Source organism: Gardnerella sp. DNF00354 (assembly GCF_049262755.1).
GTDB lineage: Bacteria > Actinomycetota > Actinomycetes > Actinomycetales > Bifidobacteriaceae > Bifidobacterium > Bifidobacterium vaginale.
In genome coordinates this window covers 720,531-737,784 of sequence record NZ_CP058402.1, presented here as the reverse complement: position 1 = coordinate 737,784, position 17,254 = coordinate 720,531, and the positions used below count along the sequence as shown (strand labels likewise).

The following is a 17,254-nucleotide window of genomic DNA, read 5'->3' as shown; positions in this document are numbered from 1 at the left end:
AGTAGAGACTTTCAAAGGCACATTTTGTTTATATATTATTTGTTTATACGTTATATGCTATTTATGCACAATATTTATACACAATCCTTAAGGCGATACTACTTAAGGCATACACCATTTAATGCAGATACTACAAAATTCGCTCACCACTTGATGACGGTACAGCCGAAAGAGCGCGCGGAGCAGCAAAACCACGTTTTGCAAACTCATCAGCAATAGCCTGAGCAATCGGCTTAGCCCTATTAGTATCAACTAAAGCAATAATGGAGCCACCAAATCCGCCGCCAGTCATGCGAGCGCCATAAGCTCCCTCATTGCGAGCCACATCAACAGCAGTATCGAGTTCTGGAACAGTAACCTCATAATCATCTCTTAATGAATTATGTGACTGGTTCATCAATTCTCCCGCAAGAGTAATGTCTGTTTTATGGAAAGCCTCAACAAACTCTCGAACGCGATTTATTTCCGTAACAACATGACGCACTCTTCTCATCATTGTTTCGCCACCAAGCTTCTGCACTCGATTAAGAGTATCTTGTAAAGTCTGCTGTAAATCCCCACTATTAGAAATAGAATCAGCAACAGCACGCAAAGATGACACATTAAGCGCTTGAGCAGCCTCTTGACACATCATTCGACGAGCAGCATATTGACCATCATTAAGCTGATGAGGAGCGCAAGTATCTACAACCAGTAGTTCTAGATTATTCGCCGCCAAATCAAACGGCTGCTGGCTCACGCTTTGTAATGGCGTCAAATCTTTCTTGCAGTCCAACAGAAGCGCATTGCCCTCAACACATCGCAAAGAAGCATTTTGATCCAAGCCTCCAGTTGAAGCTCCAGCCATTTCATTCTCTGCCATAATCGCCGCATGAATAAGCTGCACACGCCCAACATCCGAATCCGATAATCCTAAGTCAAATGCATCACTTAAAGCGAGCGCAATAGAACATGTCATTGCTGCAGAAGAACTTAAGCCTGATCCAAGCGGAACGCATGAAACAAACGCAGCATCAAAACCACGTACCTTTAAGTAGCCTGCTTTACGCAATGCCCACGCTACCCCAATAGCGTATGCCGCCCAACCTTTTACATCTCCAGCATGTAGATGATCAAGATCCGCTTGTTCGATTGACATAGGGTTAACGCTTGAAACTACTCTAACTTTTGTGTCTCTTCTAGGATGCAACGCAACAAAAGTGCGATGCGGAAGAGCGATAGGCAAGCATAATCCTTCGTTATAATCCGTGTGTTCACCAATAATGTTTACTCGTCCAGGACTTGCCCACACTCCACCATTATCTTGCAAACGCATTCTGCAATATTCGCCAAAAGTCTCGCTGAATAGTGATGTTGCTTGTCTAGCACCATCATCATTCTTCACTGCTTCAATAAATGATACTGGCATAATAGCACTCCTTTGTACTCACAAATCATAATAACATTTAATATTACTAATATAATTAATAACATTAGCCTAACTAGTCTAACTAGTCTAAATCAACCGCACCGAGTTCATGGAATCGTTGTGCAATAAGTTCTGGCGTAGTATCTGAAACCCACGCAGCCATACCAGACTCAGATCCAGCCAAATACTTGATTTTGTTAACATCTCTGCGGAATGAGAAGAATTGCAAATTAAGACGATAATTTTCACGACGAGGGTCATGCAATGGGGCTTGATGCCATGCTGCAATATATGGAAGATCCATTCCCAATCCATCTCCCTTATCGAAGAATGCGTTTCCGCGACGCAATAATGTTGAATACATTTGTGCCAAATCCCAACGCTCTTGGTCATCAAGCTGATCCAAAGAAAGAACATCTCTAACTGGAGCAACATGCGCCTCTAGAGGCCAGCGCGCTGCAGCTGGAACATATGCCACCCAACTGTGATTTCTCATTACAATGCGCGAAGCATTATCAATCTCCGAAAGCATTAAATCTTTCAACAAATTACTGCCAGTGCGTTCAAAATAAGCTTGAGTATGTCGCAATTCTTGCTCAAGTCTAGGCGCAATAAACGGATAAGAATAAACCTGACCATGAGGATGAGCTAAAGTAACGCCAATTTCTGCACCATGATTTTCAAATGGGAATATTTGTTCAATTCCATCAATCTGGCTAATTTCAGCCGTTCTAAAAGCCCACGCCTCTACTACAGTTCGCAAACGAGATACTGGCAATTGAGCCGGTAACATATTTTCGTCTGGTCCGAAGCAAATCACTTCACAACGCCCAGCTGCAGGAGCCTGTTTCCATAGTGGATTGCCATTAAGATAATGAGGTTCACGGCTTACACCAGGAACTTGAACCATGGATGGAAAACGATTTTCAAAAACCACAACATCGTAATCAGTGTCTGGAACTTCCCCATCTTGATATGCAGAACCAGGTTTGCGAGCGGCAAGCGGATTGCCCTTAGTAAGCGCTCCAGGGCCAGCAGTGATTGGTCTATTCATGCGCGCTGTAGACATAGGAATCCAGTCTCCAGTAAGAGGATCTTGACGCATTTGCGGAGCTGCATACTGCACTTCATTACCATCCGCATCAATATGCGAGGCAAACCTATACGCTAATTTTCGAGGATCTTTCAATTCGCGCGTTTTAAGACCGCTAACATAATCTGGACTATCATCAAGATAGAAAAAGTCACGACCGTCAGACAATTTCGTTGCAGTAATGCGAATATGATTACGAGCATACTCTCCTGGCTTATATGACTTATAAGAATTATAAGAATTATAAGAATTATAAGAATATTCGCCATTATTATTATCAGCAGCATTCTGATGATTTTGAGCGTTGTTAAGTCCGTCATTGATGTCCATGTTCATATACACCTTTGTCCTCTTGATTTTGAATCTTTTGCTATTTTGTTATTTTGTATTTATTATTTTGTTTCTTTGCTTTTGCAAAGGTAAATCCACAACGACTCCTAAACAAAAAGCACATCTCAACTCTCAGAAAATGTTACTTTTTGTAACATAACGAGCGTTCTTGATGCTATTCTATCATATAATTGTGTACTTTGAGGGCATTTTATTACATATTTTGCAAAAATTCGCACTAAATAACTCATAGACGCAACATTACAAAAAATAACAATCCACCATTTACTAACACAAACTCAGGGTCTGCAGCGCATTCTACGATTAAGACTATGCCAAACAACATTAACGAGCTTATGGAAGCGCTAAACGAGACACAGCAGCAAAGCGAAAAAACGCCACTCAGCAAATCCTTCCTGCTCGGTTTCGACACAGAAACAACGGGCGCAATTCTCGGCGAAGACTCCATTTGTTCAGCAACTCTTGTGCTCAGAAACCCACAAAATAAGACTCACAATGACGTGATAGCAACTTGGCTAATAAACCCGCACAAGCCAATTAATCCAAAAGCAAGCCAAGTCAACGGATTTACGGACGAGTTCCTACAAGAAAACGGTGGGGAACCGACGGCGGAAATCGAAGCATTGGCTGCGGCGGTAAGCCTCGCGCAGAGCAAAAATATTCCACTGCTTGCATACAACGCTCCTTTCGACGTTGAAATGCTAAGGCATGATTTAAAAAAATGGGATTTAACAAGCCTGAACAATCGCCCGAATAGCACAATCAACGATGGAGAAATTCTTGTAGTAGACCCATTAGTTATAGACCGCGCTGTTTCTAAGCGCACAGGCAAGCGAACACTTACGCATACAACACAATTCTACGGCGTAGAGCCAATCGGAGACTTTCACGACGCAACAGCAGACACTGTAGCCGCAGTAGACTTGATTAAGCCTATAAGCGAATTGCATGAAGATGTTGCAAATCTTGAATTATGCGATTTAATGACATGGCAACGCAAAGCGTATACAAAGTGGAAAAACAGCTTCGACGAATGGCTAAAATCCAAAGGAAAACCAGCTAGCAGCGGAAACTGGCTATAATTCAAAATCAAGAGGAACAAAATGAGCGAAAAAACAAATCTTCATCTAAACATGCTAGACGCAAGCACAATTTTAAAAAATTACAGACTTCTACGAGAAATTATCCAAAAACTCACACAGACTAATACTGAACACTCAGACGAACAAAACAACTGCATAGAAAACAACATAGAAAACAACGATTTCGTGCATATTCGCAACGAAATCTGGTCTATGAACGCGGACGATTTTAAAAACTACAAAAAAACATACAACCACATAACATACGATTCACGAGATATTAAGAAAAACACTCTTCTGTTCATTAAAGGCAATTTTAAGCCAGAATATCTTAAAGACGCTGATAAAAATGGCTTAACTACATACGTTGCCGAGCAAAGTTACGCGGATTACACCAATGCAGTAGGACTTATAGTAACAGACGTTCGTAAAGCAATGAGCTTGCTTTCATCAGAATTCTTTGGAAACCCACAAGAAAGACTTAGAGTTATTGGAATTACGGGAACAAAAGGAAAAACAACAACAGCTTACTTCACTCATGCAATTTTAAACGAACATTCTGAAGGCAAAGCAGCCCTATTCTCCTCCGTTGACAATTGCTTAGATGGAAAAACATATGTTGAATCTAATTTGACTACACCAGAAAGCCTAGACGCATTCCGCATGATGAGCCAAGCCGTAAAAAACGGTATGAAATACCTAGTCATGGAAGTTTCATCACAAGCATACAAAGTAGAGCGAGTATACGGACTACACTTTAATGTGGCAGCATTCCTAAACATAAGCCCAGACCACATAAGCCCAATAGAACACCCAACTTTTGAAGACTACCTGTATTGCAAACGCCAAATCGTAAAAAACACTGACGCGCTTATACTCAATGCAGACTGCGCTCACGCAGACTTAATACTCCAAGACGCACAAAACGAATACGTGGACGTCACAACATTTTCAAGAGTACGAAAAGAAGAAATGGGCGAAAACATCTGCAACTGCCCAGCATGCAGCGATCATTCAGACATTCACCCTTACGAAAAAAGCGAAAAATACCCAGAACTTATTTGGACAAAATATGTAGCAATGCCAGTTTCATCAGACGCGCAAGAACATTATGTTGCTGTTTTAGACAACGAAAGCAAGAAAAACAAAAAACAATTCGTACCTAATTACACAACTATAGACAAATTCAATCTAAAAATCGCAGGCGACTTTAACTACGAAAACGCCACTGCAGCAATCGCAATAGCAAACGCATTAGGCATAAATGAAAACACAGATCAAAAAGCCCTACATGCTATAGAAAACGTTCAAATATCGGGGCGAATGGAAGTCTTTAAAGACACAAAATCCAATACAGTTGCCATAGTAGATTACGCACACAACTACATTTCCACAAAATCTGTTGTCGACTTCGTATACGACAAATACGGTAACAATGATCTTAGAATCACGCTTGTAACAGGATCCACGGGAGACAAAGCCGTTGACAGAAGAAAAGAAATAGTTCAAGCTGCACAAGATCGAATCAACCAATTTGTGTTCACTCAAGAAGACACAAATGTCGAAGACGAAATGGATATTTGCAAATACATGCAATCTTGCGTAACCAATCCAAACGTTGAATCGCGAATTATTATAAACAGAGCTGAAGCTATTGAATACAGTGTTGAAGAAGCAAGAAAAGATGCTAGAGAGAACAACAGACTCAACATAATACTTGCTATCGGAAAGGGCGACGAACGCTGGATAAAGGTGCACAACAAGCATGTTCCTTACGAGGGAGATTCGTTTATTATTAAACGCTTATTTAGCTAAGCACCTCTTTAGCTAAAGTCAATTCGCAATGTTTGGATGAATATTAGCGCGCTGATCCTTAGGCTTCTTCAAGTCTGGATTAACGCGCTCAATAAGCATAGTTCTAGCGTCGCCAGCTGTAACAAAACTGCCGCAAATCAACACTCCATGTCCGTATCCAACTCCAAGCTCATCGTCTTCGTCAACAAGATTCACAGCTTCTTGAATAGCGTCTGGAAGATCGTCAACGCGAATCACTCGATCTCTGCCAAATACGTTAACCGCAATCTTCTCCAAATCTTCTGGATCCATAACGCGATCACGCCAAGAGTTACGAGTCACAATAATCTTCGTTAAAATCGGCTCAAGAACACCCAAGTATTCTTCAACTTGCTTATCTGCCATCATTGCCACAACACCAATAAGCTGCTCAAAATTATAATTCTCCTCGATTGTTTTACGAAGCGACTCAGCAGCATTAACATTGTGGCCGCCGTCAATAATAATTGTCGGAGAAGTGCGCACCTGCTCAATGCGACCAGGAACCTTAACTTGGCTCAAAGCCTCGGCAACCAAATCGCCATCCAAAGCGCCATTTACAGGCAGAACAACCTCCGCAGCAGCAAGCGCCGCAAGCGCATTATGCGCCTGATGCACACCAAACTTGTCAATCGGCACATCTTCATAAGTGCCATTAGGCGTGCGCAAAGTGGCAACTTGACCGCCAACAGCTGGAGTGCGCGAAATAACCTCTAGCTCGCCACTGCCGTCACTAAAGTCGCGTAAAAGCTTGGCATTATTGCGATTTGCCACCTCTTGAATAATCGGCAAAACTTGCGATTCGTGTGGCTGCGGCCCCAAAATCACAGTGCAATTTGGCTTAATAATGCCCGCTTTTGTGCGCGCAATCTCTTCAACCGTGTTTCCAAGCCATTGCATGTGATCCATGTCTACAGGACCAATAATCGCAGCATCAGCATTCATAACATTAGTGGCGTCCCATTCGCCACCCATGCCAACTTCCATCACGGCAACATCCACAGGAGCATCGGCAAAAGCCCAAATCGCCATAGCTGTAAGCACTTCAAAAAAGCTCATGCGCGGCTTACCATCAGCGTCCATACGAGCGTCAACCATGTCTATAATGTCTTTCATTTGATCATACACGTCAACGAAATGGTCGTCGCTAATTTCCTCGCCATCAATCATGATTCGCTCATTTACGCGTTGCAAATGCGGCGAAGTGTAAAGACCTGTGCGCAAACCGTACGCGCGGCAAATCGCCTCCGCCATTCGAGCCGTGGATCCCTTGCCATTGGTGCCAGTAATGTGAATTACGTGCATCGATTGCTCTGGATGTCCCAAAATATCAAGTATTAGGCGCATTCTGTCTAAATCAAGATTCGTCTTATTATGTTCTGGAGCGCGTCGCATGATATCACGCTCAACATCAATAATGCGCTCGCCGTTACTATTTGGATGTTCCATAGACATTTTGTTTGCACTCCCCCTGATTTAACTCTCGCCATACGCTGTGTTCGTTATATGCGACATTCTTATGCTCATTTTTCCAACTATCTAGATTAGTAACTGTAGTGTTTTTGTTCCTGCTTTACGGCGTGTCGAAGTAGAAATGCACTACAGATTCGTTATATTTGTCTCGCTCACGAGACATATGTAACAGTTTTTGGCTGTTTTTGTTATATTTGCATCATTGATGAGACATTTGTAACGTTTTTTGGCTCAAATTCGTTAGATTTGTCTCGCTCACGAGACATTTGCAACGCGAGCGATATTCCTTGCTTGGCGTCGCGTAAGCGACTTTATAACGCGTTATAAATTTCTGCAATAGTAAAAAATGTTACAAATTATACAAAAAATTATTCAAAAAGGCGTGTTAGTGGAAACTAAATGGTAGAGTACTCGATGTCGTTTCCGCCCAGGCTGCGTAGGTCAAGAGACGATTTTAAAGAAATTACAATACGCAGCGTCTAGTAGTTAAGGGACTCTTATGAGTGATATTTTCAATAATGAATCAAATAATGAATCAAATTACACGCAATCCAGCACGCCTATAACAGACAAGGCTCAGAATCAAGAAGAAGTTACGCCTACAATAATTAGCAGTCTTCGCTGGCGAGTGGCAGATATATCACTTGGAGCTGCTTTAGCTGCTTTGTTTGGTGTAATCTACTGGGGCTTTACTATTGTGTTCTTCTCCCAGATTTCACCTATTTTGCGAACGATTTTACCTGGTTTTGGAAGCATTTTGCATGGCGTTTGGTACATGTCTGGTCCTCTTGCTCTTCTTTTAATTCGTAAGCCTGGTGCTGCGATTTATGTTAATGTTCTTGGTGCTGTATTCGAAAATATTCTTGGTCAACAATTCTCCGCATTTATGGTTTTAGCTTCTGCTGCTTTGCAAGCCGTGTTTAGTGAAATTCCTTTTGCGATTGCCAAATATAAGAAGTATAACCTTACATTAAGCGTTATTGCTGGTGGTCTTACAGCTATTGAATATGGTATTTATTTAATGTTCGTAATCTACCAAGGTAAGTCTGTAAATTATCTAACAATTCACATGATTTGTGAGATTATAAGTGGTCTTGTGATTGCTGGAATTGTTCCTTGGATTTTGTTCGTTGCAGTTCGTAAGACTGGAGCTTTGAGTAATTTCGCTTCTGGAAGAGGACAATCTACAGTAGCATAATTATTCGAGCTAAAACAGCTGGCGACTAAAATAGCGACTAGACTAGCGAGCACATAAGTATGCATTGCAATACGAATTGTATATGAATAGTGTTGCATAGCGTGTTAAACGTTTATGGGTGTGTGCTAATCTAGTCGTTGCTGACTTTGTTAGCGTGGGGCTTTAGCTCAGTCGGTTAGAGCAGCGGACTCATAATCCGCCGGTCCAGGGTTCAAGCCCCTGAGGCCCCACCAGATAATCGCCTTAATGGCGTATAAAAAAGCTTCAACTCGTTTGATTCTAGGAATTACCTAATTCATCTTACAAGTTGAAGCTTTTTGTTTATATTATTACAGACTACAGTCCTGCTTTAGAAAGATAGTCTGGGATTTCGCTCGGGTACTCTGGCCATGCTCCTGCTTGAGTGCAAACGTACGCAGCAGTGTTGATTGCAGCACGATGCGCGTCTTTAAGCGAATCGCCAGCCAAAATCCTTGCAGTAAAAGTACCAGAGAACGAATCGCCAGCACCAACCGTGTCGTTAACTTCCACATGAGGGGTCGGATATGTGGAGCTTTCTCCCGTCTTAGTAAAGATTGTGCTAAAAGTAGATCCGCCAGTCAAAATCACATAATCCAAGCCATAGCGCGCCTGGAACCATTTGCAAGCCTCATTGTCTGAAGTTTCGCGAATATTGAACATGTCTCTAAGAAGAAGCAGCTCAGAATCGTTAAGCTTAAAAACAGTAGCTTCTTTAAGAAGAGCATCAATCAAATCTTTTGAATAATGATCGCTACGAATGTTAATGTCAAAGAACTTCATAGCTCCTGGCTTAGCGTGCTTTAAAAGCTGCAAAACAGTGTCGTGCGTTTCTTGCGATCTTAAGCTAAGAGTACCAAAGCAAATCGCGTCTGCCTTGCTAACAAGATCCACAAGTTCTCGCGTATAAACAATATGGTCCCACGCAATGTTTCGCACAATCGTGTATTCTGGAATGCCATTTTTAAGTTCCACATCTACTGTGCTAGTTGGCCAAGCATTGCGCTGAATAACATGCTTAATCCCTGCTTTTTTAACTTCTTCAACAAGTTCATCACCGAGAGAATCTTCTCCAACCGCACTAATAACATAGCTTTCTGCTCCATTGCATTGCGCGTGATACGCAAAGTTGGCTGGAGCACCTCCAACTCGTTTTCCTTGTGGGAGCAAATCCCACAGTAGTTCTCCAAGCGAAAGAACGATTGGCTTAGTCATTATATTCCTTTCAAGAGCATCAATGATTTTGGCTACAACTTGTTGATTCAACATTTTTACCCGCAGCACGCCGATAATAAAATAATGTTGTTATAACAAAGCGATATAACAACATTATTGCGTTAAGATTAGATAAATTTGGTCTTTAGGATTTTGAACTTTAAAACTCAACGGTTAGTTGCCACTTTTCCGCCGAAATTATAAGAAAAGTGGCACTAATCGCATAGAAAAAGTCGCCCTATTGCACGTTACTTTGCCGCGCGCTGAGCCATCCAAGCCTCTACATCATCAATCTGCTTAGGAATATCGATAGAAAGCCATTCAGGGCCATTCTCCGTCATCAAAACATCGTCTTCAATGCGGATTCCGATTCCGCGCATTTCTGGCGGAAGCATAAGATCATTGGCAGCAAAGTACAAGCCAGGCTCGATTGTGAAAATCATTCCTGGAGTAATCTTCGCACCCTGATATGCCTCGTAGCGAGCTTGAGCGCAATCGTGAACATCCAAACCCAAGTGGTGAGCAACACCACACGCATGCCAACGACGATGCTGCTGACCTTGCGGCGAAAGCGATTCTTCAACGCTAACCTTTAGAATGCCCCACTCATGCAAATGCTCTGCAAGCACGCGCATGCAAGCGTGGTGAATATCGCTGTAAGTGGCGCCTGGCTTAGCCGCCTCAAAACCAGCTTGCTGAGCGTCGAGAACGCACTGGTAAAGCTTCTTTTGCAAATCTGTAAACTTGCCGTTTGTTGGGAAAGTTCGCGTAATATCTGCCGTGTAAAGGCTGTTGACTTCTACGCCTGCATCAATAAGCAAAAGTTCGCCGCTAGAAACCACGCCCGTGTTGCGCATCCAATGCAAAATTGGAGCGTGCTTTCCAGAAGCAACAATCGTATCGTAGCCAACCTCGTTGCCGACTTCTCGAGCAACGGAGTTAAAAGCGCCTTCAATCATGCGCTCAGAATGCTCTTTGCCTAAAGCTTGAGGTAAACGCGTAAGCATGCGATCAAAGCCTAACTTTGTAGCAGCAACAGCTTTGCGCATTTCGCCAATCTCGTAAGCGTCTTTAAGCATACGAGCTTCGGCTGCTACTTCATGCAACTTATCGTCTGCAGCAATATTTGCATCTTCGTCGCTAAATCCGCTCGCTTCTCTTAAAGCATCTACACGCGCTGTTAAATCAGCATCCGCTTCTCGCACAATTCGCACGCGCACGCTTTCGGCAGAGCTATTATCGTCGCTAACGTTTTTTGCAAGCGCGTCGTCAAGCTCGGCAATATCGCGCGTATCGATACCAGTCATAGCCTTAAGCTCTTTAAGTCCTGCGCGAGGACCAACCCAGTATTCACCGTAGTGCGGGTCTTTGTAGAACGCATCAGTGCTATTGTCTGCGCGAGGAGCCACAAAAAGCTGCGGAACGTGAGTTTTGCCAGCTGCTTCCTCGTCACTACCTGCTTGCACCGGCTCAAGCACAAGCACAGCGCCAGCTTCGTAATCCTGACCCAAGCCAGTGTAGTATGCGAAAGTTGTGTCTGGTCTAAAAGCGTAGTCGCAATCGTTATTGCGTACTTTTGGCTGACCTGCTGGGATAACAAGGCGCTCGCCTGGGAATCTCTTGCCAAGCGCTTCTAGACGCGCTGGCGTGTACTTTGAGGACTCAAGCGGTTCGATTTGTGGCTCTTGGTTATCCCAGCCACTAGTCATAAACTCTTTAAAGGAATCGCTGTTTGGGCGCAAAGATCGATTGTTTACGCGGTCTTGCGCTTTCTGCGTACCATCCGCGTTTAGTTGCTCACCATGTATTGTTGGCGTTGATTGATGCATATCTTCTGCCATCTTGCGACTCCTTGAATTAATCTTTAATCAACTTAGATTCAATCTACATCTTCTTATTTTCTTATTAGGAATGTACATTGAAAATCGCTATTTGATTACGCAAAACTAAAGCGAAGCGTTGTAATGCTGCACCTTAAGCGTGCGGCGAGAAGAATCAAGCTTGCCGAGCACCATACGACGCAAAGCCTGATCCGCATCCTTATGCTCATCAAGCCAGCGCTGTCCGCGCTCAACTAATTCGTCTACATCCGCATAATTTGGATACAAGCCTTCAATCAAAGCTTCAGCCATGTGGAATGTGCGATTCTTCCAAATCCACTCAACTTCAGCAAAGTAGCGCTCGACATAAGGCTTAACCAAATCGCCTTTAGCTGTGCTAGCAAAGCCAGCAACCACAGCGCCCATCTGCATATTAGTCAAATCGAGATTACGCAAAGCCTGTTCGAAAGCCCAATCCTTAGCTTCTACAGTTGATCGAGCCGCACGAGCTTGATATGCGTATTCGCGATTCTCGGTAGTATCGCGCTTAGCGAGTTCCGCATCAATTCCAGCTTCGTCCAAAGCATTCACGCCTGCGAGCGCAATAAGAATACTCCAGCGCAAGTCGTTGTCGATTTCCAAGCCTTCCAAACTCACGGAACCGTCAAGTAATCCGTTAGCTACGCGCACAAACTCAGCATCTCCAACTTCGCCGTAGCCAAGATAAGCCTTTAGCAACTGGAATTGCTCGTCGGAACCTGCAGAAGCTGCCAAAGCCAACTGCCAAAGTTCGTGAGCTACATGTTTTGCGACTTCTGCTTGACGCTCAGGCACCACGTAGTGGCTTGCAGTTACTTTCACTTGACCAAGAGCATAGCGGAAAGTAGTTGATTCTCGCTCAGTTGCCAAGGCCTTAAGGCTAAGTTCTACAAAGCGCTCTGCTGGGAATTCTGCGTCGCGAGTCATATCCCACAATGCGAGCCAAATAAGCGAGCGAGTCAAAGAATCCTTAAAGCGGTAGAGATTTTCGGCAGCAAACTCAAGCGACTTTTCGTCAAAACGCAACTTTGTGTACGTTAAATCGTCGTCGTTTACGAGAATAAGCGCTGGCATTTTTTCGCCGCGCGCTTCAACAATTTCCGTAACTTCGCCGTCTACGTCAAGTTCGATTCGCTTTGTGCGCTTAATTTCGCCAGTTACTTCATCTACATTGTAGAATCCAACAGCCAAACGATGTGCGCGAAGAACAGGATGCTCAACTGGCGCGCTCTGACGCAAACGCAAGGAAGCAATAGTGCCGTCGCTAGCTTCTTCGACTTCGGTAGAAATCGTGTTAATTCCAGCTTTTTCAAGCCACTGAGCACTCCAAGCCTTAAGATCGCGTCCGCTTGTAAGCTCCAACTCGTGCAACAAATCAGCCAAAGTTGCGTTGCTGTATGCATGCTTGCTCAAGTAATTGTGGATTCCTTCAAAGAACTTTTCGCGACCAACGTACGCTACGAGTTGCTTTAATACTGAAGCGCCCTTTGCGTAGGTGATGCCGTCGAAGTTAACGGAAGTGTCGTTCAAATCGTTGATTGGAGCCACGATTGGGTGGGTTGTTGGAAGCTGATCTTGATTAAGCGCCCAGCTTTTTTCACCAGAATTAAAAGTGCTCCAAGCGTCATGCCATTCTGTTGCTTCAGCAGTCGCAAGCGTAGAAGTGAATTCTGCGAAGGATTCGTTAAGCCACAAATCATTCCACCACTTCATTGTTACGTAGTCGCCAAACCACATGTGCGCAAGCTCGTGCAAAACTGTTACAACACGACGCTCAGCATATGCGTCCGTGACCTTGGATTCAAACACGTACTGGTCGCGAATTGTAACCATACCAATGTTTTCCATAGCTCCAGCGTTATATTCTGGCACATAAATCTGATCGTACTTTGCGTACGGATATGGCACTCCCCAAGTCTTAGCGTAGAAAGCAAAACCTTTCTTCGTAATATCGAACAAGTAGTCAACATCTTTTGCAAAAGCGTCTTTAAGTGCCTGACGGCAATACATTGCCATTGGCACTACGCGACCGTCTTCGTTGTTGTAAGTCGTATGCCATTGCGCGTAAGGTCCTGCGCAAATAGCAGTTAAGTAGGAGCTCATTTTTGGAGTTGACTCAAACACCCAGCGCTTCATACCTTCTACAGCGCCATTTTCCAAAGTGCCTGCTTCAGTTTCGCGGCCTTCCAGCGCAGTTTCGCTCTTAACTGGCATGTTGGAAGTCACAATCCAGCTTTCTGGAGCATCCACGCTAAAATCAAAAACCGCCTTCAAATCTGGCTGGTCAAACACTGCGTAAACGCGGCGAGCATCCGGCACCTCGAACTGAGTGTACAAATACACGTTGCCGTCGGAAGGATCCACGCTTCTGTGCAAGCCTTCGCCCGTGTTGGAATACTGGCAGTTTGCTACAACTTCTACGGTATTATGCTCAAGCAGATTTGCTAGCTCAATTCGGCTATCTGCAAAGACCTTAGAAACATCAAGAGATGCGCCATTGAGCACAACGGATTCAACGCTGTTTGCAATCAAATCGAGGAAGCTTGTTCCACCAGCTTTTGCATCAAACTCAATCTTTGTGTGCGACTTAAAATCGCGGCCGCCCTTGCCTAAATCAAGCGCAACATCGTAGTGAATTGGCATTTGAATTGCGCTAAAACGTTCCGCAGCTTCTACGCGAGTAAGATTTGCTCCTGGCATATTTACCTTCCTTTTTATATTTCCTTTATATTTTCCTTATTCTTGATTATTTTCTGAAATATTTGCTACTACTGGCACAATCATTGGCTTCCTACGCAACGCACGTGCAATCCAACTTCCAAGCGTTCTTCGCATAATCTGCTGAAGCTTATACGTGTCTTTCTCGCCATGCATCATAGCGTCTTGAAGCTGGAAAACAATCTGACTACGAATCTTTTCAAAATCAGACTCGTCTTCTGCAACAGCATTCAAGTAGATTTTTGGACCAGCTACAACATCTGCGCTATCTGTGTTTACCACTACAAAGCTAGACACAAATCCTTCTGTGCCAAGAATCCTGCGCTTTTCCAGCTCTTCGTCTGTAAGCTCGCCAACGGAATCGCCATCAACATACACGTATCCGCATGGCACAGATCCAACAACGGCGGCGTTTCCGTGGTACAAGTCCACAACATCTCCATCTTCTGCCAAAACAACATTTTTAGGATCCACGCCTGTTTTAACAGCAATCGAACCGTTTGCCACAAGATGCCTGTGTTCGCCGTGAATTGGCATAGCGCATTTTGGCTTAACAATGTTGTACAAGTAGAGCAACTCACCCTCATTGCAATGACCAGAAACATGAATCGCAGCATTATCTTTGTTGATTACGCGAGCGCCCATTTGTACAAGCTTATTGATTACTTTGTAAACTTCATGCTCGTTTCCTGGGATTAGTGAGCTTGCAAGAATTACGGTATCAAGTTCATTAACTGTAATATCTTTGTGTATTCCGTCTGCGATTCGCCCAAGAGCTGCCATTGGTTCGCCTTGAGATCCTGTGCACATATACACAAGCTTGTCGTCTTGAATATCTTTTGCTTGCTTTAAATCTACAACAGTATTTTCTGGAATATGCAAGTAGCCGAGATCTGCCGCAATAGACATATTTCTAACCATTGAGCGCCCAACGAACACAACTTTTCGACCATACTTGTGTGCAGCGTCTACGACTTGCTGAACGCGGTGAACATGGCTAGAGAAGCTTGCGACGATTATTTTGCGAGTGGCTTCCGCAAACGCGCGATCCAAAGCTGGTCCAATAGTGGTTTCTGGCTTAACGAATCCTGGAACCTCGGCATTTGTGGAATCCGCCATTAATAAGTCAATTCCCTGTTCGCCAAGCTTTCCGAATTCAACTAAATCAGTAAGCCTATGGTCTAGTGGAAGCTGATCTAGCTTTATATCTCCCGTATCAATAAGCGTTCCTGCTGGCGTTTTTACACACACTGCAAGAGCGTCTGGAATGGAGTGTGTTACGCTAATAAACTCCAAATTAAAAGGACCTATTTTTAGCTTGTCTCTGCCTTCTACATGAATCATTTTTGGGTTGATTCTGTGTTCTGCACATTTTGCTTCAACAAAAGCGAGTGTTAATTTAGATCCGATTAGAGGAATGTCTGGACGCATTTTAAGCAAATATGGCACGCCACCAATATGGTCTTCATGTCCGTGCGTAAGTACCAGAGCATCTACTTTATCTAACCTGTTTTGAATGTAGTGAAAATCTGGCAAAATCAGGTCTACGCCCGGCTGCTCTTCTTCTGGGAAAAGCACTCCGCAGTCTATAAGTAGAATATGACCGTTGTATTCTATAACGTTCATATTTCTTCCGATTTCGCCCAATCCGCCAAGCGGAACAATTCTCATTGACCCCTTGCGATATTTTGGCGGAGCGATTAACGCACCTTCGCGCTGATCGTTTACCACTGGTGGAAGCGCGTTTTTAACTATTTTAGAACTTTTAGAACTTTGCGTATTTTTGATTTTTTTGCTTGCTTTCAAAGATTCGATATTGTTATCGTTAATCTTGTTATCGCTTGTTTTATTGCTTTTTTTACTTGTATTAGTTGTTTTTTCTTTTTTCACAGTTTTATTTGACTTTTTATTCGTTATTTTTGAAGGTTGGGAGGTTTTTACAGAGTCTACAATTTCTGCAAGAATCTCATCCGTCAATTGCGTCGTTGTCTTACTCATCTAATCCATTGTAGCGTTACGCCTCAACGGATTAACACTTAAAAATATGAAGCAAATCGCTTTGAGTTTGTCGTAAATAACCTATAAAGCTAAAGCTAAAGTCAAAATGTTAAAACGTGTGTTGAAACGTATGTTAAAGCGTAAACTCTAATGCTTACCGTATTTTTTCCAAATCTTGATTCCGATTCCGATTAGTACTACAACGATTGCGAAAATCATTGAACCTAAAATTGCGGAGCCTGATTGAATGTCAGCAAATCCTGCTGCTGCGAATAAATCTGAACCAAACATTACACACCTTCTAAAATTCTTGTTTCTTGTTTCCTGTTTTGTTAAAAAACCTATTGTTCCTAATTCTACAATACTTTTTTGCAAAAGATAATCGTAAAAAATAATCGTACAACTATAAGCGCATTACAAGATTACGTAGGTTACACCAAGTGAAGTAGAGATTCGAGATTTTTCGCAGCGAAAGAGGCGTATCGCTCGCGCGTTACAGCGCGCTCACGTCTTCGCTTGCGTTGAAAGCACACTGTGCTTTCAACTTTGAGCAAGCTCAGCGAATCGAAGTGCATTCGCGCGCTACGCTTTAAGCGCTCATGCAAGTCGATTCGCAGTCCTCCGATGGTGACTCGCCGAGAGAGCAAGAAAAATCGAGAATCTCGGTGATAAAAACCACGCAAAAGTTCTAGATATTCAGAAGGTTTGATGTATTTCTCTACGAGCAATAAATAGCGCCATCCTAAAGCCTTAGAATATTAACGTTCATAAGCTATACGTAAAAGTGCTTCGCTCGCGCGGATTAGCCGCGCTCACGTCTTCGCAGCGCAGAAGCAGTGCTTCTGCCTCGAGCTGCTCAGCGCACCAAATTGCCTTCGCGCGCTACGCTTTAAGCGCTCCGGCAGGTTGGCGCGCCTGCGAGGAGAGAAATACGCAAACCTCGCGCAACAACAAATAGAGAATATCGTTAGCGCGGCCTAAGCGCTCAGGCAGGTCGGAGCGCGTACA

The 17,254-nt window shown here is 43.5% G+C and carries 11 protein-coding genes and 1 tRNA gene; 4 read left to right on the top strand and 8 right to left on the bottom strand.

Annotated elements, in window-relative coordinates:
• Positions 1 to 130: 130 nt before the first annotated feature.
• Together galK and galT are read right to left on the bottom strand one after the other, a co-directional pair.
• Positions 131 to 1,408, bottom strand: a complete 1,278-nt coding sequence (galK, locus tag HXT24_RS02915; protein WP_353582604.1) for a galactokinase — start codon at positions 1,406 to 1,408, stop codon at positions 131 to 133.
• 82 nt (positions 1,409 to 1,490) lie between these two features.
• Entirely contained in the window at positions 1,491 to 2,831 is a 1,341-nt protein-coding gene (gene galT, locus HXT24_RS02910; RefSeq protein WP_422119602.1) for a galactose-1-phosphate uridylyltransferase, read from the bottom strand.
• Positions 2,832 to 3,163: 332 nt separating this feature from the next.
• Here galT and HXT24_RS02905 point away from each other — a divergent pair, with 332 nt between their 5' ends.
• On the top strand, positions 3,164 to 3,934 hold the full coding sequence (locus HXT24_RS02905) for an exonuclease domain-containing protein (protein ID WP_422119584.1): 771 nt from the start codon (positions 3,164 to 3,166) through the stop codon (positions 3,932 to 3,934).
• A 21-nt stretch (positions 3,935 to 3,955) separates the two neighbouring features.
• Positions 3,956 to 5,749, top strand: coding sequence for a UDP-N-acetylmuramoyl-L-alanyl-D-glutamate--2,6-diaminopimelate ligase (locus tag HXT24_RS02900; protein ID WP_422119583.1), 1,794 nt, complete (start codon positions 3,956 to 3,958; stop codon positions 5,747 to 5,749).
• 18 nt (positions 5,750 to 5,767) lie between these two features.
• Here HXT24_RS02900 and HXT24_RS02895 read toward each other — a convergent pair whose 3' ends face one another.
• Entirely contained in the window at positions 5,768 to 7,222 is a 1,455-nt protein-coding gene (locus HXT24_RS02895) for a bifunctional folylpolyglutamate synthase/dihydrofolate synthase (RefSeq protein ID WP_285085234.1), read from the bottom strand.
• A 517-nt stretch (positions 7,223 to 7,739) separates the two neighbouring features.
• Between HXT24_RS02895 and HXT24_RS02890 the strand changes: the two genes are divergently transcribed.
• Both HXT24_RS02890 and HXT24_RS02885 read left to right on the top strand, forming a co-directional pair.
• A complete protein-coding gene (locus tag HXT24_RS02890; protein WP_415683925.1) occupies positions 7,740 to 8,438 on the top strand; it encodes an ECF transporter S component in 699 nt (232 codons plus the stop codon).
• A gap of 156 nt (positions 8,439 to 8,594) precedes the next feature.
• Positions 8,595 to 8,671 (top strand) — tRNA-Ile (locus tag HXT24_RS02885).
• A gap of 103 nt (positions 8,672 to 8,774) precedes the next feature.
• Here HXT24_RS02885 and HXT24_RS02880 read toward each other — a convergent pair.
• From HXT24_RS02880 to HXT24_RS02860, 5 genes are all read right to left on the bottom strand, one after another.
• Complete coding sequence (locus tag HXT24_RS02880) at positions 8,775 to 9,671, bottom strand: carbohydrate kinase family protein (protein ID WP_004124626.1); 897 nt, start codon at positions 9,669 to 9,671, stop codon at positions 8,775 to 8,777.
• Positions 9,672 to 9,919: 248 nt separating this feature from the next.
• Positions 9,920 to 11,500, bottom strand: coding sequence for an aminopeptidase P family protein (locus HXT24_RS02875; protein ID WP_422119601.1), 1,581 nt, complete (start codon positions 11,498 to 11,500; stop codon positions 9,920 to 9,922).
• Positions 11,501 to 11,617: 117 nt separating this feature from the next.
• Complete coding sequence (gene pepN, locus HXT24_RS02870) at positions 11,618 to 14,230, bottom strand: aminopeptidase N (RefSeq protein ID WP_422119582.1); 2,613 nt, start codon at positions 14,228 to 14,230, stop codon at positions 11,618 to 11,620.
• 36 nt (positions 14,231 to 14,266) lie between these two features.
• Positions 14,267 to 16,246: a ribonuclease J gene (locus HXT24_RS02865; RefSeq protein ID WP_020761868.1), complete on the bottom strand. Its 1,980-nt coding sequence runs from the start codon at positions 16,244 to 16,246 to the stop codon at positions 14,267 to 14,269.
• Between the two features lie 147 nt (positions 16,247 to 16,393).
• Positions 16,394 to 16,537 carry a hypothetical protein gene (locus tag HXT24_RS02860; RefSeq protein WP_004113042.1) on the bottom strand — a complete coding sequence of 48 codons (144 nt, stop codon included), beginning with the start codon at positions 16,535 to 16,537 and terminating at the stop codon, positions 16,394 to 16,396.
• Positions 16,538 to 17,254 lie beyond the last annotated feature (717 nt).